This is a genomic window from Scleromatobacter humisilvae, from assembly GCF_023231945.1.
In the GTDB taxonomy this organism is placed as follows: Bacteria; Pseudomonadota; Gammaproteobacteria; order Burkholderiales; family Burkholderiaceae_C; genus Scleromatobacter; species Scleromatobacter humisilvae.
The window spans coordinates 142,113-167,308 of sequence record NZ_JAJLJH010000009.1; the positions used below are offsets into that span (position 1 = coordinate 142,113).

The following is a 25,196-nucleotide window of genomic DNA, read 5'->3' on the forward strand; positions in this document are numbered from 1 at the left end:
CTTCTAGAAGCGCGCGACGCCGAACGCGTTCGGGCGCAAGGTGCGCGCATCGGCCTCGCGCGCGAGCGCCAGCGCGAGCGAGAGCACGCGGCGCGTGTCGCGCGGGGCGACGATGCCGTCGTCCCACAGCCGCGCGGTGCCGAACAGCACATGGGATTCGCGGTCGATGCGGTCGCGCAACTGCTTGCCCATCGCGGCCAGCGCCTCGTCATCGACCGGCGCCCCGGCGCGCGCGAGCTTCGCGGCGCCGACGATCTCCATCACCTTGCCGGCCTGCGCGCCGCCCATCACCGCGGTGCGCGCGTTGGGCCAGCTGAAGATGAAGCGCGGGTCGAAGCCGCGGCCGCACATGCCGTAGTTGCCGGCGCCGAACGAGCCGCCGATCACGAACGTGAACTTCGGGACGCGCGCGTTGGCGACCGCCTGGATCATCTTCGCGCCATGCTTGATCGCGCCGCCGCGCTCGGCGGCCGAGCCGACCATGTAGCCGGTGGTGTTCTGCAGGAACACGAGCGGCGTGCCGGTCTGGTCGCACAGCTGGATGAACTGCGCGGCCTTGTTGGCGCCGTTCGGCTGGATCGGGCCCATGTTGCCGAGGATGCCCACGGCCTGGCCGTCGACGCGCGCGTGGCCGCACAGCGTGTCGGCGCCGAAGCCGGGCTTGAACTCGAGGAAGTCGGAGCCGTCGACCAGGCGGGCGATGACCTCGCGCACGTCGTAGGGCTCGCGCTCGTCGGCGGGCACGATGCCCATCAGCTCTTCGGCGTCGTAGAGCGGCTCGACGCACTGGTTGGCCGGCGGCGCGGCGTCCCACTGCAGCTTGTCGACCAGCTCGCGCGCGATCGCGATCGCGTGGGCGTCGTTCTCGCCGAGGTACTCGCCCAGGCCGGTGACCTCGGCATGCGTCTGCGCGCCGCCGAGTTCGTCGTCGGTGGCGTCCTCGCCGATCGCCGCCTTCACCAGCGGCGGGCCGGCCAGGTAGATGCTGGAGCGGCCGCGCACCAGCACGACGTAGTCGGACAACCCCGGGAGGTAGGCGCCGCCGGCGGTCGACGAACCGTGCACGACGGCGATCTGCGGGATGCCCGCCGCCGACAGCCGCGCCTGGTTGGCGAAGCTGCGTCCGCCCTCGACGAACATCTCGCTCTGGTACATCAGGTTGGCGCCGCCGGACTCGACGAGGTAGACGAGCGGCAGCCTGTTCTCGAGCGCGACCTGCTGCGCACGCAACGCCTTGCGCAGGCCCATCGGCGAGACGGTGCCGCCCTTCAACGCGCTGTCGCTGGCCGAGATCACCACGCGCTTGCCCGCCACCAGCCCGATGCCGACGATGGAGCCGCCGCCCTGCACGCTCTTCCTGCCGTCGTCGTCATGCATGCCGAGTCCGGCCAGCGGCGACAGCTCGAGGAATCCGCTGCCGCGATCGAGCAGCTGAGCGACGCGCTCGCGCGGCAGCAGCTGGCCGCGTTGCTCGAACTTGTCGCGCTTGCTGGCGCTCTCGGCAATGACCTGCTGTTCGAGCTTGCGCACTTCGGCCAGCTTCCCGGCCATGCACGACGCATTCGCGACGAACGCCGCGGACCTCGGATCGATCTTGCTGACGATCGCGGGCATCAGGCGGCGTCCGGCTTGTCTTGCTGCAGGACTTCCGGCGTGACCGCGCGATGGAAGCCGTCGAACGGCACCGACCGGTCGTGGTCGACCGACGGGAACAGCGGCGAGCCCAGCGACGCGCCGCCGTCGATCTGCAGCGTGACGCCCGTGATGAACGACGCCGCCGGCGACAGCAGGAACACGATGGCCGCGCTGACCTCGGCCTCGAGGCCCAGCCGGCGCAGCGGCACGTGGCGCTTGAGCTTGGGAATCATGGCCTTCATCGCGCCGCCGTACGTGTCCATGCCGCTGGAGGCGATCCAGCCCGGCGCGACCGCGTTGACGCGCACGCCGGACGACGCCCATTCGAACGACGCCGTCATCGTGAGATTGCTCATGCCCGCGCGCGCCGCGCCCGAGTGCGCCATGCCGGGCATGCCGTTGCGGAAGTCGGCCGTCATGTTGACGATGGCGCCGCCGTGCTGCTGGAAGCTCTGCAGGAACAGCTCGCGCATCATCAGGAAGCCGCCGGTCAGGTTGTTGGCGACCACGGCCTCGAAGCCGCGCTTGCTGATGGCCATCATCGGCGCGGGGAACTGGCCGCCGGCGTTGTTGACCAGGCCGTGCACCACGCCCTCGCTCGCGACGACGTCGGCGACGTTGGTCTTGACGGCCTCGTCGTCGCGGATGTCGAACGCGCGCCAGGCGCACTGGCCGCCGTCCTCGCGGATCTCGGCGGCCACGCGCTCGAGCTTGTCGGCGCTGCGCCCACTGATGACAACGTTAGCGCCGAGCGCCGCCAGCTCGTGCGCGACGGCCCGGCCGATGCCCGAGCCGCCGCCGGTGACCCAGATGCGCCGGCCCGCGAACAGCCCCGTGGCGAACACGCTGCGGTAGCGCGAAGAAGGGATGGCGGCGTCGTTCGGATCCGGAGAAGCTGTCGTCATGAAAACGCGTTTCTTTGCAGCGAAGCGATGTGCGTGCCGCATTAGGCTTCAGGGTGACGTTAACGTCAACCTCATCCCGCGTCGGGAATTACACTGATGGCTTCGTCACGTCCAGGGCATAGCATGGCCGCGATCGTCTGGCACGCCCTCCGGGGCCGACGCACGCCATCCCCAACCCAATTCCCCTCAGGACTTCCCATGGACATCGAGACCGCCACCGAACAACTGCGCGCCAAGGTCGGCGAGGACTGCGGCCTCGGCGCCGTGCTGAAGTTCGACTGCGGCGCCGACGGCGCGATCGTGATCGACGCCACCAAGGTGCCCAACACGGTGTCCAACGACGCGTCCATCGTGGCCGACTGCACCGTCGCGCTCGCCCTGGCCACGCTCGGCGACCTGCTCGCCGGCGAGCTCGAGCCCACCACCGGCTTCATGATGGGCAAGTTCAAGGTGTCGGGCGACATGAGCGTCGCGCTCAAGCTGCAACGCATTCTCTGAGACCGCCGTGGACCGCCCGGCCCGCCACGCCACGCGCCCGCAGACCGCGGACGAGGTCGTCGCCGACCATCGCAGCGACGACGCCGGCCAGCTGTTCGGCATCGCGGAGCTGTGCCAGGAGTTCGGCATCTCGCCGCGCGCGCTGCGCTTCTACGAGGACAAGGGCCTGCTCTCGCCGCGGCGCGTCAACGGCACGCGCGTGTACACGCGGCGCGACCGCGCGCGGCTGCAGCTGATCCTGCGCGCCAAGGCCATCGGCTCGTCGCTCGCCGAGATCAAGCACTACCTCGACCTGTACGGCACGCACGGCGAGGGCCGCACGGTGCAGATGAAGTACGTGCTGGACAAGACGACCAAGGCCATCGCCGAACTCGAGCAGAAGCGCGCGCACATCGACGCGTCGCTGGCCGAGCTGCGAATCATCAACGCCACGGTCAAGCGTGGCCTGGGAAAGTGACATGACCACCCCCACGCTCCCTCCGGTCGCTGCCCCCCGAGGGGGCGCTCGGTTCGGCTCGGATGTGATCCTCGCTTCCCGAGAGCTTGGTCGGGCCTGCGGCCGGCAAACCCTAGAAATGTGAGACGCAACACCATGTCAGACGCACTGATCTACGACCACGTCCGCACCCCGCGCGGCAAGGGCAAGAAGGACGGCAGCCTGCACCAGGCGACGCCGGTGTGGCTGCTGCGCGGGCTGCTGCAGTCGCTGCAGCAGCGACTGGATCTCGACACCGCGCTCGTCGACGACGTCGTGCTCGGCTGCGTCACGCCGGTGGGCGAGCAAGGCGCCGACATCGCGCGCACGGCGGTGCTCGACGCCGGCTGGGCCGAGTCCGTCGCCGGCGTCACGCTGTCGCGCTTCTGCGCGTCGGGCCTGGAGGCCGTCAACCTGGCCGCGGCCAAGGTGGCGAGCGGCTTTGAGGACTTCGTCGTCGCTGGCGGCATCGAATCGATGAGCCGCTGGACGATGGGCTCGGACGGCGGCGCGTGGTTCATGGATCCGCGCATCAACCAGGGCATCGCGTTCATCCCGCAAGGCATCAGCGCCGACCTGATCGCGATGCTCGAAGGCTTCACGCGCCACGATCTCGACACGTATGCGCTGCAGTCGCATCAGCGGGCCGCGGCGGCTCGGGCGGCAGGGCATTTCAAGAAGTCCGTCGTGCCCGTGCACGACATCGCCGGCCTGCTGCTGCTGGCCGAGGACGAGACGATCCGCGCCAACGCCACGCTCGAGGCGATGGCCAGGCTCGAACCGTCGTTCGCGGCGATGGGCGCGATGGGCTTCGACGCCACCGCGCTGCGCAAGTACACGACGGTCGAGAAGATCACGCACGTGCACCACGCGGGCAACGCGTCGGGCATCGTCGATGGCGCCGCGCTGATGCTGATCGGCTCGGCCGAAGCGGGCGCGCGGGCCGGGCTGCGGGCGCGGGCGCGCATCCGCAGCGTCGCGGTGATCGGCTCCGAGCCCACCATCATGCTGACCGGCCCGACGCCGGCGTGCCGCAAGGCGCTCGCCAAGGCCGGCCTGCAGGCGTCCGACATCGACCTGTGGGAGATCAACGAGGCCTTCGCCGCGGTGCCCATGAAGACGGCGCGCGACCTCGGCGTGTCGCTGGATCGCGTCAACGTCAACGGCGGCGCGATCGCGATGGGCCATCCGCTCGGCGCGACCGGCTGCATCATCCTCGGCACGCTGCTCGACGAACTCGAACGCCGCGACCAAGCGCTCGGCTGCGCCACGCTGTGCGTCGGCGGCGGCATGGGCATCGCGACGATCATCGAGAGGATCTGAAATGAGTGAAGCACTTCTCGTGAGCGTCTGCGCCGACGGCATCGCCACCGCCACGATCAACTCCCCGGGCCGTTCGATGAACGTGCTCAACGACGACCTCGCCGTGCCGCTCGCGGCACTGGTCGAGCGCCTGGCGACCGACGCCTCGATCAAGGGCCTCGTCCTCGCGTCCAGCAAGAAGGACTTCCTCGCCGGCGCCGACGTCGACCGCCTGCGCGCGCTGGAGACGGCGCAGCAGGCCTTCGACGAATCGATGCGCTTCAAGAAGCTGCTGCGCGCGATGGAGCTGGGCGGCAAGCCCGTGGTCGCGGCGATCAACGGCAAGTGCCTGGGCGGCGGGCTGGAGATCGCGCTGGCCTGCCATCACCGCATCGTGCTCGACGACGGCAGGGCGCGCCTGGGCCTGCCAGAAGTCAAGCTGGGCCTGCTGCCCGGCGGCGGCGGCACGCAACGCCTGCCGCGGCTCGTCGGCATGCAGCAGGCGCTGCAGTGGATGGGCGAAGGCTCGGACGTGCGCGCTTCGCAGGCGTTGAAGTCGGGCCTGGTCGGCGAACTGGCGTCTTCGGCGGACGAGCTGCACGCGAAGGCGCGCGCATGGATCCTCGCGAACCCGTCGCCCAAGCAACCGTGGGACACGCCGAAGTTCCGCTATCCCGGCGGCGACTCGCGCAGTCCCGCGGCGGCGCAGCTGTTCTCGATCGCGCCGTCCATGGTGTCGGCCAAGAGCCAGGGCAATTATCCCGCGATCACGCACATCCTGTCGTGCGTGTTCGAGGGCGGCGTCGTCGGCTTCGACGCGGCGCTCGAGATCGAGTCGCGCTACTTCGCGGCCTGCGTGGTGTCGCCCGAATCGCGCAACATGATCGGCACGCTCTGGTACCAGCTGCAGGCGATCGAGAAAGGCGCGTCGCGGCCCGCCGGCTTCGAGCCGCGGCTCGTCAAGCGCCTGGGCATCCTCGGCGCCGGCATGATGGGCGCGGGCATCGCCTACGTCGCGGCCAGGGCGGGGATCGAGGTCAAGCTGCTCGACACCTCGCCCGACAACGCCGTGCGCGGCCGCCTCTATTCGCAGGACTTGCTGGACAAGGCCGTGCGCAAGGGCCAGACGACGCCCGAGCAGCGCGACGCGACGCTCGCGCGCATCACGCCGACCGTGCAGTTCGAGGATCTCGCCGGCTGCGACCTCGTCGTCGAGGCCGTGTTCGAGGATCGCTCGATCAAGGCGGACGTGACGCGCCGCGCCGAGGCCCAGCTCGCGCACGAGGCGGTGTTCGCGTCCAACACGTCCACGCTGCCGATCACCAGCCTCGCGCAGGCCAGCGTGCGCCCCACGCAGTTCATCGGCCTGCACTTCTTCTCGCCGGTCGACAAGATGCCGCTGGTCGAGATCATCATGGGCAGGCAGACCGACGACGCGACGCTCGCGCTCGCGTTCGACTTCGTGCGCCAGATCGGCAAGACGCCCATCGTCGTCAACGACTCGCGCGGCTTCTACACGAGCCGCGTGTTCGCGACCTACGTGATGGAAGGCCTGGCGATGCTCAAGGAAGGCGTGCACCCGCGCCACATCGAGGCCGCGGGCCTGCAGGCCGGCATGCCGATGCCGCCGCTGGCGCTGCAGGACGAGGTCTCGCTGACGCTGGCGCTGCACGTGGCCGACCAGACCCGCAAGGATCTCGCCGCCGAGGGCAAGGCCTACGTCGAGCACCCCGGCGAATCGGTGCTGCGCCAGATGTGCGAGCTGGGCCGCATCGGCCGCAAGGCCAACCTCGGCTTCTACGACTGGACGGACGCCGGCCGCAGCCTGTGGCCCGGCCTGGCCGAGATGTTCCCCGTCGCCGCGCAGCAGCCGACCCAGCGGGAACTGATCGACCGCCTCATGTTCGTGCAAGCCAACGAGGCCGCGCGCTGTGTCGAGGAAGGCGTGCTGCGCTCGGTGGCCGACGCCAACATCGGCTCGATCTTCGGCTGGGGCTTCGCGCCGTTCCATGGCGGGGCGCTGCAGTTCGTCAACGCGATGGGGGCGCGGAAATTCGTGGCGCGTGCGCGCGAGCTGGCGCGGGCGCACGGGGCGCGCTTCGAGCCGGCGCATGTGGTGGTGAACCTGGCGGAGAGGGATGGCGTCTTCGAGGATTGAAGCGCCGCGCCAATCGTACCGGCGGGGGTCGCGGCCCTAGCCCGCCTCGACCCGGTTGCGCCCGCCGCGCTTGGCGCGGTATAGCGCGACGTCCGCGCGCGCCACGAGGCTCTCGACATCCTCGCCGTCCGCCAGCTGGGCCACGCCGAAACTCGCGGTGCGGTGGCCGACGCCCTTGAAGTCGTGCGCGGCGATGCGTTCGCGCAGGTGCTGCGCCAGCGCGCGTACGCCGACGACATCGGTATCGCGGCAGACCACGAGGAACTCTTCGCCGCCCCAGCGGCCGACCTCGTCGGTGCGCCGCGAGCTCGCCTTCAGCAGTTCGCCGATCGTCGTCAACACCCGGTCGCCCGCGAGGTGGCCATGTTGGTCGTTGACGGACTTGAAGTGATCCAGGTCGAGCAGGATCACCGACACCGGCGCGCCGCTGCGCGCGTTTCGCGCGGCCTCGTCTGCCAGCACCTGGTCGAGGCGCAGCCGGTTCGACAGGCCTGTCAGCGTGTCCGATACCGACAGTTGCTCCAGCTGCGCGTTCTTTCGCACCAGTTGCGCCTGCGCATCGGCGTTCGCAAGCGCGATCGCGCCATACGCGCACAGCGTGCGGAAGATCGCGAGCTCGCGCTCCGCATAGGCGCGCGGACGGTCCGCGCCGATGCTCATCACGCCCAGCAGGCGGTCGGCGTCCGACAGCGGCGCGCACATGACGCTGCGCGAGTGCCCGGTGCCGCCGACCCCTGCGGCCTCGCCGCCATCGGCATCCGGCTCGCCGCCCGTCATGAGCTCGCGCCGCTCGCGCGCGCAGCGTGCGGCCGGGCGCCGCGGGTCGTCGACTGCGATCCGGTGCGGCGGCAGCGGCGCGCCGGCCTCCACGCCGAAGATCATGACCAGCTCGCGTCCGTCCGCCGACACGCGGTGGATCACCAGCGACGTCGCGTCGAGCAGCGCGCGCACGTGCAGGTCGAGCGCCGCGAGGATCGCCGACGGTTCGAGGTTGCGCGTGATCTCTCGGCCGATCGTGCCGAGGCGTTCCAGCGTCTCCAGCCGCTCGGCCTGCGCGCGCGCCAGGCTGCGCTGGTGCTCGGCTTCCGCCTGGGCGCGCTCGGTCTCGTGCGTCACCTGCATCGCCACGGCGCGGTTGCGCGCCTCCTGGCTGCGCGAGGTCTCGCGCGACACGCCCGCCCGCTGGCTGAAGGCATACGCCTGGACGTAGTCGCCCAGGCGGGCGTATTCGCGGGCGATGGCGTCGAGCAGTTCTCCGGGCACCGTGAAGCGAGCGATGCCGTCGGCCAGCGCGAGCGCGCGCAGCAGAACGTGCAGCGCGACGCTCGGTGCCTCGACCCCGGGCGGCGCCGGCAGCGCGCGATCGACATCGAGCGCGTGCACGTCGGCCATCACGCGCAGCGCGGCGACCTGCAGGTTGGGCGCGCCCTCGCCGTGCCGCAACGCCGCCTCGGCCGCCGCCAGCGCCTGCGCCGGCTGGCCGAGCGCGAGCAGCGCCCTCGCCTGCCCGCACCGGGCATGCGACTGCAGGTCGGATTGCCGCAACGCATCCGCGCGTTCCACGAGCCCACGCGCGACGGCGAGCGCGTCCGCGAAATGGGTCGCCGCGAGCTCCACCTCCACCAGTTGCCACATCGCATAGGCGTGGTTGCGCGAAGCCGCGAGCGGCGCCATCAGCTCGAGCGCTTCCTGCAGCATCTCCCGGCTGGCATCGAGGCGGTCAAGCAGCCGCAGCGTGTGAGCGGTCTGCAGCAGCGCCACGCCCATGGCGCCCGGGCCGCCCGCGGAACGCGCCAGCTCCAGTCCGCGCTGCATCCAGTCGAGCGCGGCCGGATAGTCGTTGAGATGGTTCAGCGAATCGCCGGTGTTCGTTGCCGCGATCACCGCGCGCCGCGGCTGCCCGCTCGCGAGCGCCAGCGTGTAGGCGCGCGCGAAGTGGCGGATCGCCGGCACGAAATCGCTCGCATGGTGCGCGCATACCGCCCGGAAATCCTCGACCCAGCAGGCCGCCGCCACCGACAGTCCGTCCCGTCCTGCGGCGAAGCGCGCGCCCCAGCGCGCGTGCGCGGCCGACGAATCGCGGAACGCCGCAAAATAGGCCTGCGCGGCCTCCGCGATGTCCACGCGCGACGCGTCCAACCCGCGTGCTGCCTCCGCCATCGCCTGCAACTCGGCGTCCTTCCCCGGCCAGTCGCCGCGGTCGATCGCGAGCATCGCGCGCATCCAATGCGCATCGGCACGGCCGCGCGCGTCAGCAACGGCATCGAAGGACTGCAGCGCATCGTGCGCCCGGCTCGCCGCGGCATCGAGACGGCCCGCGAGCCAGTCGGCCTCGGCGCAGACCAGTTGCAGGCGGGCGGCGTGGCCCCGGCGGGCGTCCGCCGGCCAGCCGCCGAACCGCGCCTCGGCGTCGTCGGCCAGCACCAGCGCGCGCGCCGGATTGCGCTGGCGCAACTGCCACGCGAGCGCGACAAATGCCTCAGGCGACGCGTCGCCACCCGCCACCATGAGTTCGAGCGCCATCAGCGCGTCGTCGTCGACGAGGAACTCCAGGCTCGCCAGGTCAGGCGACTGTTCCTCGAGCCGGCGTGTCGACACGCTTGCGGCCGAGAGGGCATTCCGCTCCGCGTCGCGCACTATTTCAGCTCCCCCGCTCCACGCCGCGCGAATCCGCACGGCGGCAGCCGACGCGCATGCGGTGGCCCCGGTGCCCGGGATGCGGCACGCGGACATGTCCGCTCGCGACGGCGAGCTGGGAGGGGGCAATCGGCATGGACCGACTGTAAACGTGCCGTACGACTCGCCGTGAACATCCGTTCACCGCCGGCCGGGTTCGCGTGCAAAAGTGCTTCAGGCGACCGCCGGCGGCCGCTCCAGCAACTGCCTGAGCGCGGCCAGCGCCGCGCCGATCTCCGCCGGCTCGCGCATCGCCTTGCGCGCCGCGCCGATGGCCTTGCGCACGGCGCCCGGCGTCTCCCGACGCTCGACCAACGTCACGACGCCGGACCGACACGCCAGCAGCGCATCGATCCACTCCACCGGCTGCAGCGGCTGCCAGCGGCGCAGCGCCAGGTGCCGCGCCCGGAACGACGGCCGCAGCTGCTCGACGCGCTTCATCGCTGCGATGACGCCGTCCGCGCGCCGCTCGGCGACCTGCGGATCCAGCGCGTCCGACATCGCCGCCAGCGCCTCGGCGATGCGCTTGCGCAGCACGTCCGTCGACCGGATCGGGTAGACCCACCACGCGGCCGCGAGGCCGATGGCCGCGCCGACCAGGATCTCGAACAGGCGCTGCCACAACAGCGGAGGCGCCGCGGCCGGCTGCAGGGACTGCAGCAACGCGAGCGCCAGCGTGACGAACAGCGCCCACCAGCCGTAGCCCGCGGGGCGCAGCCAGACGCCCAGGAACACGCTGGCCAGGATCAGCGCGGCGGCCCCCGGCCCGTCGACGACCGCGCCCGTGAACAGCATCGCCACGACGGTGCCGCCCGCGGCGCCGAGCACGCGCAGCGCGCTCTTGTAGACGACGTCCTGCCGCCCGCGGTTGCCGCTGTTGACGATGAAGGCCGTCAGAACCACCCAGCTCCAGTGCGACGGGAAGACGAGATAGCCGGCCGCGAAGGACGCCGCGAGCGCGACGGCCATCTGCAGCGCCATGCGCGTGTGCGGCGACGCGCGCATCGCGCCGGGGCCTTCCGCGCGCGCAGGCCCGGCATCGACGGGATCCTGCGGCGCCAGCCAGCCCAGCCGGCGACCCAGGGCCTGCGCGAGCATCACCCACGCCAACGCCACCAGCGCCACGGCCACCGGCACGAGCAGCGGCGGCAGGCGGCCCGATTCGTTGCGCGGCAGGTGCGGCACGACGAGGATCGTCACCAGCGGCAGCGCGATCAGCGAGCCCACGCGCAGCGCGCGCGCGCCGTAGCGCCGCATCCAGATCGAGAGCGCCATGCCCGCGACGAACACCGACGCGCCCGCCCACGGCGCGTGGCGCAGCAAGGCACCGACGCCGACGCTCGCGAGCGCCACCAGCGGCAGCGCGAGCAGCGCCTCGAGCGCGCCGCGGCGCTCGCCGGCCAGGTGGCTGCGCGCGAGCGACAGCGACAGCACCGCGCCGAGGATCGCCGGCGCGGCGCCAGGCTCGATCCAGTGCACGCCGGCCAGCGTGCCCAGCATCGCGAGCAAGGTCAGCGCGGCTTCGCGCAGCGAGCGGATCAGGACTTCGGACACCCACGCACCTGTTCAAAAAATGGACGCCGACGCGACGCGGCGCCCCGATTCTCGCCGTGAACTGACGCCGGTCTTACACCGCGCGTGGCCATAGGCGGCCGACCTCCTATTTGCACCGACATGGCTCTCGGGGTTTGCACGAGTCTGCGGGGATTACGTAGGCGCAAATCGTTACGGCGACCTCACAATCTCTTCCACATTCAACTTGCCTTCAACGATGGAGGCAAGGCAACAAGGGCACGCGCCCAAACGGAGACAGACCCATGAAGCTCGCAACCCGCGTCACCGCCATTGCATTGGCCTGCACGGCCGCCACCGCATTCGCGGCCGACCCGATCAAGATCGGCGTCGACGGCCCGTTCACCGGCGGCTCGTCCTCGATGGGTGTCAGCATGCGCGACGGCGTGCGCCTGGCCACCGACGAGATCAACAAGGCCGGCGGCGTGCTGGGCCGCCAGATCCAGCTCGTCGAGCGCGACGACGAGGCCAAGAACGAACGCGGCGTGCAGATCGCGCAGGAGCTGATCAGCAAGGAGAAGGTGGTCGCGGTCGTCGGCTACATCAACACCGGCGTGGGCCTGGCCTCGGAGCGCTTCTTCCAGGACGCCAAGATCCCCGTGATGAACAACGTGGCGACGGGTTCGATCCTGACGCACCAGTTCGACAGCCAGCCGGAGAACTACATCTTCCGCAACGCGGCGCACGATTCCATCCAGGCACCGATGATCGTCGACGAGGCCATCACGCACCGCGGCTTCAAGAAGCCGGCGATCATGGCCGACTCCACCAACTACGGCCAGCTCGGTCGCAAGGACCTGGTCAAGGCGCTCGAGGCCAAGGGCGTCAAGCCGGTCACCGAGGAGAAGTTCAACATCGGTGACGTCGACATGACCGCGCAGCTGCTCAAGGCCAAGGAGGCCGGCGCCGACGTGGTGCTGACCTACGGCATCGGCCCCGAGCTCGCGCAGATCGCCAACGGCATGACCAAGCTGGGCTGGAAGGTGCCCATCGTCGGCAGCTGGACGCTGTCGATGGCCAACTACATCGACAACGCCGGCCCCGGCGGCGAAGGCGCGCGCATGCCGCAGACCTTCGTGCAGGAGCCCACGACGCCCAAGCGCCAGTCGTTCATCATCAGCTACCTGAAGACGTTCAATCCGAAGAACGCCCGCATGGATTCGCCGGTGTCGGCTGCGCAGGGCTACGACTCGGTCTACCTGCTGGCCGCCGCGATCAAGCAGGCCGGCTCCACCGACGGCCCGAAGATCAAGGCCGCGCTGGAAGACCTGAAGACGCCGGTCGACGGCGTGGTGACGACCTACAACCACCCGTTCACCAAGACCGACCACGAGGCCATCACCGCCAACATCCCGGTGTTCGGCGAGGTCAAGGGCAACCGCGTCGTGTACGCATACGCCGACGACTTCAAGAAGGCCTCGCAGGTGCAGCTGAAGGACACCAGCGCCAAGGTGGGCGCGAAGAAGTAAGCTGCGTGCAGCACGCCGGCGCCGCCGCGGACAGCGCGTCCCGGCGGCGTCTTTCTTTCGATTCCGAGACCCTGGGCCACGCATGCAGATCCTGACCCAACTCGTCTTCAGCGGCATCGCCCTGGGGATGATCTACGCGGTGATCGCGTTCGGCTACCAGCTGACCTTCGCGACCTCCGACACGCTCAACTTCGGCCAGGGCGAGGCGCTGATGCTGGGCGCGCTCGTCGGCCTCACGCTGGTGGGCATGGGCGTCAACTACTGGCTGATGATCCCCATCGTGTGCGTGTTCGGCGCGATCCAGGGCGCGGTCGTCGAGCGCATCGGCGTGCGGCCCGCGATCAAGATCAAGAGCGAGTTCGGCTGGATCATGTCGACGATCGCACTCGGCATCATCTTCCGCAACGTGGCGGAGAACGTCTGGGGCCGCGACATGCGCCCGTTCCCGTCGCCGCTGCCCGAGGCGCCGCTGCACTTCCTGGGCGCCAACGTGCGGCCGATGGAGATCCTGGTGGCCGTCGGCGCGGTGCTGATGATGGCCGCGGTGGAGCTGTTCAACCGCAAGACGATCTGGGGCAAGGCCGTCGTGGCCACCTTCAACGACCGCGAGGCGGCGCGCCTGATGGGCATCAACACGAGCCTGGTCATCACGTTCTCGTACGCGCTGTCGTCGATCAGCGCCGCGCTCGCGGGCGTGCTGATCGCGCCGCTGACGCTGGCCGGGCCCAACATGGCGGCGCAGCTCGGGCTCAAGGCCTTCGCGGTGGCCATCATCGGCGGCTTGACCAGCGGCATGGGCATCATCGTGGGCGGCATCATCCTGGGTGTCGCCGAGAAGCTGACCGGCTTCTACATCTCCACCGGCTACAGCGACGTGCCCGGGCTCGTGCTGCTGCTGATCGTGCTCGCCGTCCGCCCTGCCGGCCTGTTCGGCAAGACGGCCATCAAGAAGGTATGAGCGACGCCCGGCCGCCCGAAGGCGCTCGCACCGAAGGCCACCGGCCGAAGGCAATCCCAATGCTCGCCACTCCATGATGAAGTCCCGCCCTCTTCTTTTCGCGGCGATCGGCCTCGCGCTGCTCGTCCTCTTCCCCGTCGTCGTCGACAACGCGTACTACATCCACCTGGTCGAGACGATCTCGATCTACGCGATCCTGCTGTTCGGCCTCGACATCGTCGTGGGCTACACGGGCCAGGTGTCGCTGGGCCACGCCGGGCTGTTCGGCATCGGTGCGTACGCGTGCGGCGTCATGATCACCAACTTCCCGGCCACGCCGTTCCTCGTGGTCACCGCCATCGCGATCGCCGTGACGGCGCTGTTCGGCGCGGTGCTGGCGCTGCCCGCGCTGCGCGTGACGGGCCCGTACCTGGCGATGGTCACGCTGGCGTTCGGCACCATCATCCAGATCCTGATCAACGAGATGGATTTCCTGACCAACGGGCCGATGGGCATCACCCTGACCAAGCCCCAGCTGGTCGGCCACCAGCTGAGCGAGCGCGAGTTCTTCTGGGTGGTCGCGTTCCTGCTCGTGGCCGCGCTGCTGGTGGTGCACCGCATCCTGCGCTCGCACCTCGGGCGCGCGTTCGAGGCGCTGCGCGGCAGCCCCGTCGCGTCGGACTGCATGGGCGTCTCGGTGTACCGCTACAAGGTCTACGCGTTCGTCGTCAGCGCCGGCCTGGCCGGCCTCGCGGGCTCGCTCTACGCCTGCTCGGAGCAATACATCTCGCCCAATACCTACAACTTCGAGCTGACGGTGCTGTTCCTGCTGGCCATCATCATGGGCGGCCGCAAGACGCGCTCCGGCGCGCTGCTGGGCGCGGCCATCATCGTGATGCTGCCCAAGCTGCTGGACGACATCGTGCTGTTCCGCTACGTGGCGTGCACGTTCGCGGCGCTGGTGCTGGTCGGCGGCGGCATCTTCGTCGCCAAGGGCAAGTCGACCTGGCAGCGCGTGGCGGTGCCGGCGGTCGGCACCGTGGCGCTGGCGGCGGTGTCGTTCAAGCTGGAGAACATCGGCGACTGGCGGCTCGCGATCTTCGGCCTGATCACGCTGCTGGTCGTCTACTACCTGCAGGACGGCATCGTCGGCTTCGCCCGCCAGACGCTGGGCTGGCACGGCCACGGCGCGAGCGACGCGCTGGCCGCCGCGGCGCTGCCGGCCCCGGCGGGGGCGGTGTCGACGTCGGTGGTCGGCACGGCCACGCCGGCGACGCAGGATCTCGTCGCGGCCGACAAGGTGCTGATGCAGTTCGGCGGCCTCAAGGCGCTCAACGACGTCGACCTGCACGTCTCGCGCGGCACCATCCACGGCCTGATCGGCCCCAACGGCTCGGGCAAGAGCACGATGATGAACGTGCTCACCGGCATCTACGTGCCCACCGAGGGGGCGATCGCGTTCAAGGGGCAGTCCATCGTCGGCCGGACGTCCGCGCGCATCGCGCTGGCGGGCATCGCGCGAACGTTCCAGAACGTGCAGCTGTTCGGCGAGATGACGGCGCTGCAGAACGTGCTCGTCGGCCTGCACCACACCTACCGCAGCAACCTGCTCGACGTCGCGCTGCACCTGCCGCGCTTCGTGCGCGAGGAACGCACGGCGAGCGCGCGCGCGTACGCACTGCTGAAGTTCGTCGGCCTTGAGTCGCTCGCCGGCGAGGAGGCGCGCAACCTGCCGTACGGCAAGCAGCGCCTGCTGGAGATCGCGCGCGCCCTCGCGCTCAACCCCGAGCTGCTGCTGCTCGACGAGCCCGCGGCCGGCCTGACGGCGCCCGACATCAAGGACCTGGTCGTCATCATCCGCAAGATCCGCGAGCACGGCATCACCCTGGTGCTGATCGAGCACCACATGGACGTCGTGATGTCGGTGTGCGACATCGTCACCGTGCTGGACTTCGGCCAGAAGATCGCCGAAGGCACGCCCGCGGCGGTGCAGGCCAACCCGCAGGTCATCAAGGCCTACCTCGGCGGCGAGCTCGACGCCTCCGCCGCCCACTGAGTCTCCACACCATGCTCTCGATCAAGAACCTGCACGCCGGCTACGGCAAGGTCGAAGTCCTGCACGGCATCTCGCTGGAGGTGCCCAAGGGCAAGGTCGTCACCCTCATCGGCAGCAACGGCGCGGGCAAGACGACGACGATGCGCGCGATCTCCGGCATGATCGCGCCGCGCGAAGGCCAGGTGATGCTGGGCGACGTCGACATCACCGGCCGCGACTCGCACCGCATCGCCCGCCTGGGCCTCGCGCACTCGCCCGAAGGCCGGCGCGTGTTCGCGACGATGTCGGTCGACGACAACCTGCTGCTGGGCGCGTTCCCGCGCTTCACCGGCGCACGCGCCAGGGGCGACGTCGCCGCCGACGTCGAGCGCGCGATGGAATACTTCCCGCGCCTGAAGGAACGCCGCGCGCAACTGGCGGGCACGCTGTCGGGCGGCGAGCAGCAGATGCTCGCGATGGCGCGCGCGATGATGATGAACCCGGAGGTCGTGCTGCTCGACGAGCCCTCGATGGGCCTGGCACCCATCCTGGTCGACGAGGTGTTCCGCATCATCTCGCGGCTGCGCGCCGAGGGCGTGACGATGCTGCTCGTCGAGCAGTTCGCGGCGGCGGCGCTCAACGTGTCGGACTATGGATACGTGCTGGAGAACGGGCGGATCGCGGTGCACGGCCCTGCCGACAAGTTGAAGAACGATCCGGCGGTGCAGGCGGCTTATCTGGGCGGCGGGCACTGAGGCTCGAGTCGTCGCCTGCGGCGCCTTGGCCCGCGCCACGGTGCGGGCGCATCAAGCGACGCTCAAACCTGCCCGACCACCTTCTGCCGCGCAAAGCGCCACGTGTGCCGCCCCGAGCGCTTCGCTTCGTACAGCGCCAGGTCCGCCGACTTGTACAACTCGTCCTGCGTCGTCCCGTCGATCGGAAACAGCGCCACGCCGATGCTGGGACTGGTGCGCATCTCGTGGCCCTCGTGCAGGATCGGCCGTTCGAAGGCCTCCTGGATGCGATGGCACGCGATGTCGACCGCGCTCGGGATGGCCGTGTCGGCCAGCAGGATCGCGAACTCGTCGCCGCCCAGGCGGGCGACCACGTCGGCCTTGCGCGCGATGTTGCGCAGGCGTCGCGCGGTCTCCACCAGCACCGCGTCGCCGGCATCGTGGCCCAGCGTGTCGTTGACCTGCTTGAAGTGGTCGAGGTCGATCAGCAGCAGCGCGAAGCCGCCGTCCGTGCGCTCGCAGGCGGCGATCATGCGGCGGCAGTAGTCGCCGAACATGCGGCGGTTCGGCAGCGACGTCAGCGCGTCGCTGTAGGCCAGTTCCTCGAGCTGGTGCTGCAGCTGAGTCAGCTCGTGCGTGCGTTGCTCCACCAGGCGCTCCAGCTCCTGGCTGCGCTTCTGCACGTAGCGCACGCGCACCGCGACGACGGCGGCGACCGCCAGCAGCGCGCCCAGGATCTTGAGCAGGTCGAACCACCAGGTCTGGTACCAGGCCGGCTGGATCTCGACGTCGACCTCCAGCGGATGCGCCGTCCACGCGCCGTCGCGGCTGGCCGCCTTCATGTGCAGCGTGTAGTGGGCCGGCGGCAGGTTGGTGTAGCTGGCCGAGCGGTGCGTCGTGTCGACCTCGCGCCAGGTCTTGTCATACCCCTCGAGGTAATAGGCGTAGCGGTTGCGCTCGGGCGCGGTGAAGTCCAGCAGCGAGAACTCCACCGAGAAGCCGCCGGCATCGGCCGGCACCGTGAGATGCTTGCGCGTGCCCTGGTCCGCCAGCGCGGCCGGCTTGCCGCCGACCTCGACGTCGGTGACGACGATCGGCGCCGAATACTCGCGTCGCGTCAGGCGCTCCGGGCGGATCACGGTCAGCCCGCCCAGGCCGCCGAAGAAGACCTCGCCCGTCGGCCCGACCGCGCCCGAGTTGACCCAATAGGTTGAGATCGCCGCGCCGTCGGCCGGATGCAGCACGCGCAGCGCGTAGTTGCTCGGGTCGATGACGACGATGCCGTCGTCGGTGCTGACCCAGACGTGGCCGGTCGAGTCCATCAGCAGCGCGTCGATGTTCTCGCTGGTCAGGCCGTCTTCCTTGCCGATGTGGTGGAAGAAGGCGCGGCCGCTGGCGTCGCGCCGCTCGAGGATCTGGATGCCCGCGTTGTTGCCGACCCAGAGCCGGCCCGCGCGGTCGGTCAGCAGGCTGTTGATGACGGCCGAGGCCAGGCTGGTCGGATCGTTGGCCGCCGGCAGGATGCGGTCGACCGGCTTGCCGGGGCGCACCAGGTTCAGGCCGTTGTTGGTCGCGGCCCAGACGCCGCCGTCCGGACCTGGCGCGATGGCCGTCACTTCGGAATCGGTCAGCTCGCTGGTGGGCACGGCCTGCGTCATCGCGTGCTTCGGCGAGTCCAGGTCCATGTGCCAGAGGCCATCGCCGCGGCCGCCGACCCACAGCGTCGAGCCCGACAGCATCAGCGCCGTCACGGCCTTGACCGAGCCGCGCTCGGGCAGCGGCACCGAGCGGATCTGGCGGCCGCCGGGCGCGACCGTGAACAGGCCGTCCAGCGAGCCAATCCAGCGCGTGCCGTCGTCGGCGTGCACCATCGCCCTCACGTTGTTCAGCGCTGGCCCGCCCGACGTGTCGCCGTTGCTGCCCAGGACCGCGCTCATCTTCTGCTCTGCCGGATCGATGATCTCGATGCCGCTCTTCTGGCCCAGCGTGACCACGCCGCGGGCGTCGGCGTCGACCGCGAAGACGTAGGGGTCGGTCCAGCTCGAGCCATCGGACGAGAACAGCGACAGGATCGCGTCCTGCTGCGGTCGCGTGCGGCTCAGGCCGGTGGTCGAGGCCACCCACATCTCGCCGCCGCGGTCGCGGTGCAGGCCCCAGATCCAGTTGGCCTGCAGGTTGCTCGGCACGCTGCGGTCGCGCTCGACGCGGCGCGCCAGCAGCGAGGAGATGTCGGCGATCACCAGTCCGTGCGACTGCGTGCCGATCCAGACCTCGCCCTTGCCGGTCTCCGCGAACGAGGTGACGCTGTCGGTCAGCAGCGCGGCGTCGCTCGCGCCCGCCGGCTGCAGGCGCGAGATCTTGCCCGTGAGGGGATCGTGGACGAACACGCCATGCTGGCTGGTGCCGATCCAGACCTGGCCGTGCAGGTCCTCGTAGAGCGAGTCCACGGTCGTGCCGTCGGCCAGGCCCGGCAGGTCGACGCGCTTGCCCGGCCGTCCGTCTGGGTATCGCTGCACCACGCCCGAGGCCGAACCGACCCAGACCGCGCCGGTGTGGTCCTGCAGCACGGCGGTGACGCTGGCGTCGGGCAGCGCCTCGGGCGACCGGGAACCGTGCGGCCAGGCGTCCTCGACCGCGCCGGTGGCGCGCACGTGCATCAGCCCGGTGGTGCTCGCGGCCCACATGCCGCCTTCGGTGTCCGGCGCCAGCCGCACCACCGTCGAGCCGCCGAAGCGCGTGAACCAGTTCTGCGCGGTCTCGAAGCGGGCCAGGCCGCCGCCGTCCATGCCGACCCAGACGCGGCCCAGGCTGTCGTGCGCGATCGTGCGCACGAAGCTCACCGGCAGGCCGTGCGGGTCGTCCGGCCGCGCCGGGTAGACGCGGAAGCGGTAGCCGTCCCAGCGCGCGACGCCGTCCTGGGTGCTCGCCCACAGGTAGCCTTGCGCGTCCTCGGTGACGCCGGTGGCGATGGCATGCGGCAGGCCGTCGTGCTGGCCGAGGTGTTCGAACACGGTGTTGGCCATGCCGACCCAGCCGATGCTGGCGGCCGCGGCCGACGCCGCCACGGGCGCCGAGGCGGTGCTCGCCGCCGGCGCGGAGGCCGGCGTGCCCGAGCGAGCCGGCAGCGCGAGCGCGGCCAGCGCGAGCCCGCAGGCGAGCGCGAGGCCGACGCCGGGGGGCACGCATGCGCGTTCGACCTGATCGCTAGCCCACCGACTCACTCTTTCGCACTCCTGGCTGCTGTCCGGTTGCGTGTCGCCCGAACTGGCGGGCCCCTGAACCACTGTGCAGTCGCGCGGGCGACGGCTCGGTGCGCGCCGAGGCGCATCCACCCATTGTCGGCCGCCCGCCCGTCAACTGAAGGCGTTCGGCGGCGATCGGGGAAATTCCGGACAGCCGGGGCGGACGGGCGCGTGGCGTGGTCAAGCGAGAAGCATAAGCCCCGCGGCGTCCGCCGCCCCGGGCCCGTCGTCGCCGAGGAACATCGCTTCGAGGCATGCGTCACGCCGCCGATGGAATCGACCGCCCCGGCGGGCTCACTGTCGCGCGGCGGGCGGCTCCGGGTCCCCGAACGGATCGTCCAGGCGCGGCCAGTAGTCCAGCGGGCGGACGCGGTAGTCGAGCGCCGCGAAGTCCAGCGACAGCGCGCCGGGCGTCGACACGTAGAGCACCTCGGACGCGAGCGGCGAGAACTGCGCGTGGAAATGCTGCGTGGACTTGACCACGACGGCGCGCTTGTCCGCCAGCGTGATGCCGATGCCGGTGAATGCGTCGGTGCCGTAGACCTGGCTGCGCAGCGACGCGAGCAGCAGGTGCACGCCGTTGGCCGCCTCGACCCAGACGCACGCGCCCAGCGACTCGCGGCCGCCCATGGCACTCTGGCCGTGCTCGTCCTTGACCGCGCGCACGGTGACGCGCACGTCCACCGGGTCGCCCGAGCTCGGACCGCACTTGCCGCCGACGCGCAGGTCCACCACCGAGCCGACGCCGGCATCGCGGCAGATCCGGATCGCGCCGAGATCCCAGAACGCGCCGATCGCGACATCGCCGATGCCGCGCTCCAGGATCGCACGCAGGATGAACGTGCTGTCGCCGGGTGCGCCGCCGCCGGGGTTGTCGGCGACGTCGCCGATGACCACCGGGCCGCCCGTGGCGCGCTCGACACGATCGAGCGCCGCCTCGACGTGGAGATGCGGCGCGCGCGTCTGCTCGCGCAGGTTCCAGAACTCCGTGGCCAGTTGCCCGGCGAGCGCGCGCGCCTTCGCCTCGTCGCCGTCGGCGATCACCCACAGCCTGGCGCCGCCGTCGGCCACGTCGGCCCAGGGAAATCCGTGGCCCAGCGACACCGACAGCACGCCGTCGCGGCCCTCGAAGGACTGCATGCGCTCGACGAAGCCCCGCATCGGCTCGCGCGTGGTGTGCCAGAGGCCGACCATGCGGCAGTCGACCACCGCCGTGACCGGCCGGATGCGGCCGGCGACGGTGTCCTGCAGCAGCTTCCAGAGTTCGATGGCGCGCGCCTCGACGTCGACGTGCGGGTACTCCTTGAAGCAGATGATGAGGTCGGCCGAGCGCCGCATCTGCTCGGTGAAATGGCAGTGCAGGTCGAGTTCGACGCCGATGGGAACGCCGGGCCCGACGACCTCGCGCAGGCGGGCGAGCAGGTCGCCCTCGCAGTCGTCGCAGCCCGCCGCGACCATCGCGCCGTGCAGCATCAGCTGCACCGCGTCGACCGGCAGCGCGGCGCGCAGGTCGGCGACGATCTCGTCGCGCAGGGCCTCGTGGACCTCGCGCACCGTGCGGCCCGCGGGCTGCGCGAAGGCGCACAGGCTCTCGACCACCTCATGGCCGTCCTTCTCCATCATGTCGCGCATCATCCTGAGGATGGCGCCCGACTGTTCCGGGTCGCGTGCGCTGGCGTCGCCGTGGAAGATGCCGTACTGCTCGAAGCCGCCCAGGCCGGTCGGGAACGCGCAGAACGTGTTGGTCTCGGTGACCAGCTGGGCGATGAAGACGCGCATCTCAGGCCCGCGCGCGGGCCGCGCGCAGCGCCGCGACGAAGGACAGCGTGCCCAGCACGCTCGTGGCCAGGCCGACCACGGTCAGCGAGAGCGCGATGTCGGCACGCCCGTCGCCCGCGTGCGCGCCGAAGCTCACCAGCAGCGGCGCGATGCCGTAGGCCGTCATGCCGATGGCCGCCACCAGCACGCCGATGAAGGTGCCGCGCAACTCGTTGGGCAGCACCACCATCACCGACGAGATGGCCGCGATGCTGACCCACGCGCCGCAGGTCAGGAACAGCCCCATGGCCCAGGCGAACATCGCGACATTGGGCATCACCGGATAGAACGCCGCGGGAATCGACAGCGCCGCGCCCAGCAACGCCCCGAGCAATGCGCCGGCTCGGCCGCCGCGGCGCTGGCCCCAGTCGGCCATCCAGCCGCCCAGGATCGCGCCCAGCACGTTGGCGACGAGGTTGAGCAGGCCCAGCCAGGCGCCGAAGTCCTCCGGCTTCTGGTGGAAGTTGCGCGTGAGCACCGGCACCGCCCAGATCGTGGCGGCGGCGTCGGCCATGCCCACCGTGACCATGCCGCCGGCCAGCGGCAGCAGGAAGCCGCGATAGGACGCCAGCTCGCGCCACGCCGCGCGCAAGTTGCCGCTCGCCGCGGTGCCGAGCTCGCGGCGGACGGGTTCGCGCAGGAACAGCAGCGGCACGGTCGCGGCCACCACGCCGGCCGCGGCCGCCAGCAGCACCAGGCGCCACGCCGCCAGCGTCGACACGAGGCCGCTCGCCGCGAGTTCGGCCGGCAGCCACTTCAGCAACGGGCCGGCGATCGCGTAGCCGAGGCTGCCGCCGAGCGCCTGTCCGATGGACACGAGCGTCACCATGCGGCCGCGCTCGGAGGCCTCGGTCAGGTCCGCCACCAGCGACAGCGCGGTCGGCTGCGCCGCGATCACCGCCGCGCCGACCAGCATGCGCGCGGCGAAGGCCGTCGCGAAGCCGGGCGCGAAGGCCATCATGGCGCTGCCGATCGCGCAGGCCAGCGCCAGCACGACGAGCAGGCGCGAGCGATGGGTGCGGTCGACCAGTCGGCCGAGCGGGATCGACAGCAGCGTCGTCGGCAGCGCGATGGACATGCCTTGCAGCAGCGCAACGTGGTTGTCGTCGAGCCCGAGGTCGGCCCTGACCAGCTCCTGCATCGGACTGAGCACGTAGCGCGCGGCGGAGCCGGAGAGCACGGCCAGCGTCACCAGCAGGATGGCCGCATGGCGCCCGCCCACGCGGGGCGCGGCGATCACTGCCGTCGCGCTCACGTCAGAACGACGTCGACAGCGTCGCGCCGATGGTGCGCGGCTGCGCCACCGTGGCGTGCAGCGGGCTGCCGAACGCGACGAGCGCGGAGTCGGCGCCGAGGATCGCGCGCTTGTCGAACACGTTGCGAACGTAGAGCCCGATGTCGACCTTGCCGAGCGTCACGCCGCCCTGCAGGTCGGCCAGCGTGTAGGCGGGCATCTTGAAGTTCGGCTGCGACGATTCGGCGCTGTCGAAGCCCGAGTTGCGCTCGCCGACGTAGCGCACGCTGACGCCCGCGTAGGCCGGACGCTCGGCCAGCGCGAAGTTGCCGGTGGTGCCCAGCGTGCCGGAGAAGCGCGCGGAGTTCGGCAGCCGCGAGCCCGACGGGCCCAGCGCGGGCGCGTCCTCGGTCAGCTTGGCGTCGATCGTCGACAGGCTCGCGTCCAGCGACCAGGCCGGCGTCACGTGGTAGCGCGCGAACAGCTCGGCGCCGGTGACGCGGGCACGGCCGGCGTTGACGATCACCGTCCCGGAGCCGATTGCCAGCGGCTGCTGGATGCCCTTCCACTCGACGTCGTACAGCGCGGTCTCGATGGACAGGCGCTTGTCCAGCAGGTCGCCCTTGTAGCCGAGCTCGTAGCTCCAGAGCGAATCCGACTTGAAGCTCAGCGGCGAGCCCGGGATGATGTTGCCGCTGGCGTCGAGCGCGGGCGGATTCGGGCCGCCCGGGCGATAGCCGCTCGCTGCGCGGAAATAGACGTTGCTGACCGACGTGAGCGCGTAGCGCACCGTCGCCAGGTAGGTCTTGGACGTCTCGGCCGAGCCGCCCGGCGGTCCGGCGACGCCGTTGGTGACGACGTCGTAGGCCTGGCGATTGCGCGCGACGCGCAGGCCGCCGGTCAGCGACCAGTCCTTGGCCATGTTCCAGGTGACGTCGCCGTAGGCCGCCAGTTCCTTGTAGGTGGACGGCTGCGAGTCGGTGACGACGTCGATCTCGGAGCCGTCCGACTCCAGGTTGCCGGCCAGCAGCTGCGAGTTCCGGCCGACCTCGCTGTCGAAATACAGGCCGCCCAGCCACTCGAGCGCCCCGGGCGCCGAGGTGAGGCGGAACTCCTGCGTGTGCTTGCGCACGCCCGGCGAGCTGTCCAGCCGCGAATCGGTGACCGGCGCGCCGACCGCGCCGGTCAGCGGGCCGTCGTAGAACGAGGCGTCGAGCCGGTTGCGCGACTTCTCCTGCTGCGCCGACGTCACCGAGTTGATGCGCGCCCAGCCCATGTCGTACTCGATGTCCGCAGACACCAGCCCGATGTTGACGAGATACGGTTCGCGAAGGTCGAGCTGGCGCTTGAGGTCGCCCTCGGTGGGCCGGCCTGTCGCGAGGTCGTAGTCGACGATGCTGCTGCCGCGCTGGTTGATCGTCTGGTCGACGGCGGTCAGCCGCACATGCAGCTTCGAGGTGGGCTCGACCAGCAGCGAGAGGCGCCTGCCGCTGGTGTCGCCGCGGTCGATGTTCTTGCCGCCCGCCGGGCCGACGGCGTCGACGTAGCCGCCCTGGTGCTCATGGAACAGCGCCACGCGCATGGCCGCGACGCCTTCCTTGAGCGGCACGTTGATCACGCCGCTCTCGACGCTGCTCACGCCGCCGCTCTTGATCGCGCTCGCGCCCAGCGTCAGCTTGCCGGACAACTCCGTCGTGTCCGGCTCGTTGGTCACGTACTTCAGCAGGCCGCCCATCGCGCCGGCGCCGTAAAGCGTGCCCTGCGGGCCGCGCAGCACCTCGATGTGGTTGAGGTCGAGCAGCGACATGTCGAGCGCCATCGTCGAGCCCGCGGCGAACGCGCTGCTCGAGCCGAAGGCCACGTCGTCGACGTAGATGCCGACCGTCGCGATGGTCTGGTCGCCGGTGGTGACGCCGCGGATGCTGACCTGGCCGAGGCCGGGGCCGTTGGTGGTCTTGACGTCCACGCCCGGCAGGCCGCCGACGTAGTCCGCGAGCGAGGCCGCGCCGGCGCGCTCGAGATCCTGGGCGGGCAGCGCGTTGACCTGCACCGGCACGTCGCGCGCGGGTTCGCGCCGTCGGCTGGCGGTGACGGTCACGACCTGCGTGTCCGACTGCGCCGCCTGCGACGCGGCGGCGCTTGGCGGCGCCACGGCCTGCGCCCGCGCCGACAGGCTCATCGACGCCAGCACGGCGGACACGAGGGCCGCGCCGACGGCCGGCGCGTGCGAGGGGTGGGTTCTGCTCATCGAACGGCTCCGTGCGGTCATCTTGGGGCTCCAGCTCACTTGATTTATACGAAGTAGAAACTAAAGTTCCAAATCAGACAAGCGATGTCTTGTAGGTGGAAACGATCAGCGGAGATCGCCCGAACCTTCACGGCGCGGCCGTAAAAGTCGCTGCAGCGCAGGCGGGATGAGCAGCAGGAAGCGATCCGGCCAAGAGGCGCATCGCCTTGTCGAGTCGGCAGGTGATCGGTGCGGGATCAGGTCAAACCCTGAAATCAA

Annotated in this window: 16 protein-coding genes; 8 read left to right on the plus strand and 8 right to left on the minus strand. The window is 70.7% G+C overall.

Annotation, left to right across the window (positions count from 1 at the left end):
• Nucleotides 1-3 precede the first annotated feature (3 nt).
• A complete protein-coding gene (locus LPC04_RS23100) occupies nt 4-1,614 on the minus strand; it encodes an acyl-CoA carboxylase subunit beta (protein ID WP_275684659.1) in 1,611 nt (536 codons plus the stop codon).
• Complete coding sequence (locus tag LPC04_RS23105) at nt 1,614-2,540, minus strand: SDR family oxidoreductase (protein WP_275684660.1); 927 nt, start codon at nt 2,538-2,540, stop codon at nt 1,614-1,616. The genes LPC04_RS23100 and LPC04_RS23105 overlap by 1 nt, the downstream gene beginning before the upstream one ends.
• 198 nt (nt 2,541-2,738) lie before the next feature.
• On the opposite strand from LPC04_RS23105, the gene LPC04_RS23110 reads away from it, so the two are divergent.
• The 4 genes from LPC04_RS23110 to LPC04_RS23125 all read left to right on the plus strand — a co-directional run bounded on the left by LPC04_RS23110 (nt 2,739) and on the right by LPC04_RS23125 (nt 6,973).
• Entirely contained in the window at nt 2,739-3,038 is a 300-nt protein-coding gene (locus tag LPC04_RS23110; protein ID WP_275684661.1) for an SCP2 sterol-binding domain-containing protein, read from the plus strand.
• A gap of 7 nt (nt 3,039-3,045) precedes the next feature.
• A complete protein-coding gene (locus LPC04_RS23115; protein ID WP_275684662.1) occupies nt 3,046-3,495 on the plus strand; it encodes a MerR family transcriptional regulator in 450 nt (149 codons plus the stop codon).
• A gap of 135 nt (nt 3,496-3,630) precedes the next feature.
• Nucleotides 3,631-4,836 carry an acetyl-CoA C-acetyltransferase gene (locus tag LPC04_RS23120; protein WP_275684663.1) on the plus strand — a complete coding sequence of 402 codons (1,206 nt, stop codon included), beginning with the start codon at nt 3,631-3,633 and terminating at the stop codon, nt 4,834-4,836.
• 1 nt (nt 4,837) lies between these two features.
• A complete protein-coding gene (locus LPC04_RS23125; RefSeq protein WP_275684664.1) occupies nt 4,838-6,973 on the plus strand; it encodes a 3-hydroxyacyl-CoA dehydrogenase NAD-binding domain-containing protein in 2,136 nt (711 codons plus the stop codon).
• 36 nt (nt 6,974-7,009) lie between these two features.
• Here LPC04_RS23125 and LPC04_RS23130 read toward each other — a convergent pair whose 3' ends face one another.
• Both LPC04_RS23130 and LPC04_RS23135 read right to left on the minus strand, forming a co-directional pair.
• Nucleotides 7,010-9,571: a diguanylate cyclase gene (locus tag LPC04_RS23130; RefSeq protein WP_275684665.1), complete on the minus strand. Its 2,562-nt coding sequence runs from the start codon at nt 9,569-9,571 to the stop codon at nt 7,010-7,012.
• A gap of 252 nt (nt 9,572-9,823) precedes the next feature.
• A complete protein-coding gene (locus tag LPC04_RS23135) occupies nt 9,824-11,203 on the minus strand; it encodes an FUSC family protein (RefSeq protein WP_275684666.1) in 1,380 nt (459 codons plus the stop codon).
• A gap of 263 nt (nt 11,204-11,466) precedes the next feature.
• Between LPC04_RS23135 and LPC04_RS23140 the strand changes: the two genes are divergently transcribed.
• The 4 genes from LPC04_RS23140 to LPC04_RS23155 all read left to right on the plus strand — a co-directional run bounded on the left by LPC04_RS23140 (nt 11,467) and on the right by LPC04_RS23155 (nt 16,417).
• Nucleotides 11,467-12,690 (plus strand): ABC transporter substrate-binding protein, encoded by a 1,224-nt coding sequence (locus LPC04_RS23140; protein ID WP_275684667.1) that lies wholly within the window; start codon nt 11,467-11,469, stop codon nt 12,688-12,690.
• A gap of 82 nt (nt 12,691-12,772) precedes the next feature.
• On the plus strand, nt 12,773-13,648 hold the full coding sequence (locus tag LPC04_RS23145) for a branched-chain amino acid ABC transporter permease (protein ID WP_275684668.1): 876 nt from the start codon (nt 12,773-12,775) through the stop codon (nt 13,646-13,648).
• A 76-nt stretch (nt 13,649-13,724) separates the two neighbouring features.
• Complete coding sequence (locus LPC04_RS23150) at nt 13,725-15,683, plus strand: branched-chain amino acid ABC transporter ATP-binding protein/permease (RefSeq protein WP_275684738.1); 1,959 nt, start codon at nt 13,725-13,727, stop codon at nt 15,681-15,683.
• 11 nt (nt 15,684-15,694) lie between these two features.
• Entirely contained in the window at nt 15,695-16,417 is a 723-nt protein-coding gene (locus tag LPC04_RS23155) for an ABC transporter ATP-binding protein (protein ID WP_275684669.1), read from the plus strand.
• 62 nt (nt 16,418-16,479) lie between these two features.
• Here LPC04_RS23155 and LPC04_RS23160 read toward each other — a convergent pair whose 3' ends face one another.
• From LPC04_RS23160 to LPC04_RS23175, 4 genes are all read right to left on the minus strand, one after another.
• A complete protein-coding gene (locus LPC04_RS23160; RefSeq protein ID WP_275684670.1) occupies nt 16,480-19,578 on the minus strand; it encodes a ligand-binding sensor domain-containing diguanylate cyclase in 3,099 nt (1,032 codons plus the stop codon).
• 354 nt (nt 19,579-19,932) lie between these two features.
• Nucleotides 19,933-21,417, minus strand: a complete 1,485-nt coding sequence (locus tag LPC04_RS23165) for a M81 family metallopeptidase (protein WP_275684671.1) — start codon at nt 21,415-21,417, stop codon at nt 19,933-19,935.
• A gap of 1 nt (nt 21,418) precedes the next feature.
• On the minus strand, nt 21,419-22,711 hold the full coding sequence (locus tag LPC04_RS23170; protein ID WP_275684672.1) for an MFS transporter: 1,293 nt from the start codon (nt 22,709-22,711) through the stop codon (nt 21,419-21,421).
• 1 nt (nt 22,712) lies between these two features.
• Nucleotides 22,713-24,938: a TonB-dependent receptor gene (locus LPC04_RS23175; RefSeq protein ID WP_275684673.1), complete on the minus strand. Its 2,226-nt coding sequence runs from the start codon at nt 24,936-24,938 to the stop codon at nt 22,713-22,715.
• Nucleotides 24,939-25,196: the final 258 nt, after the last annotated feature.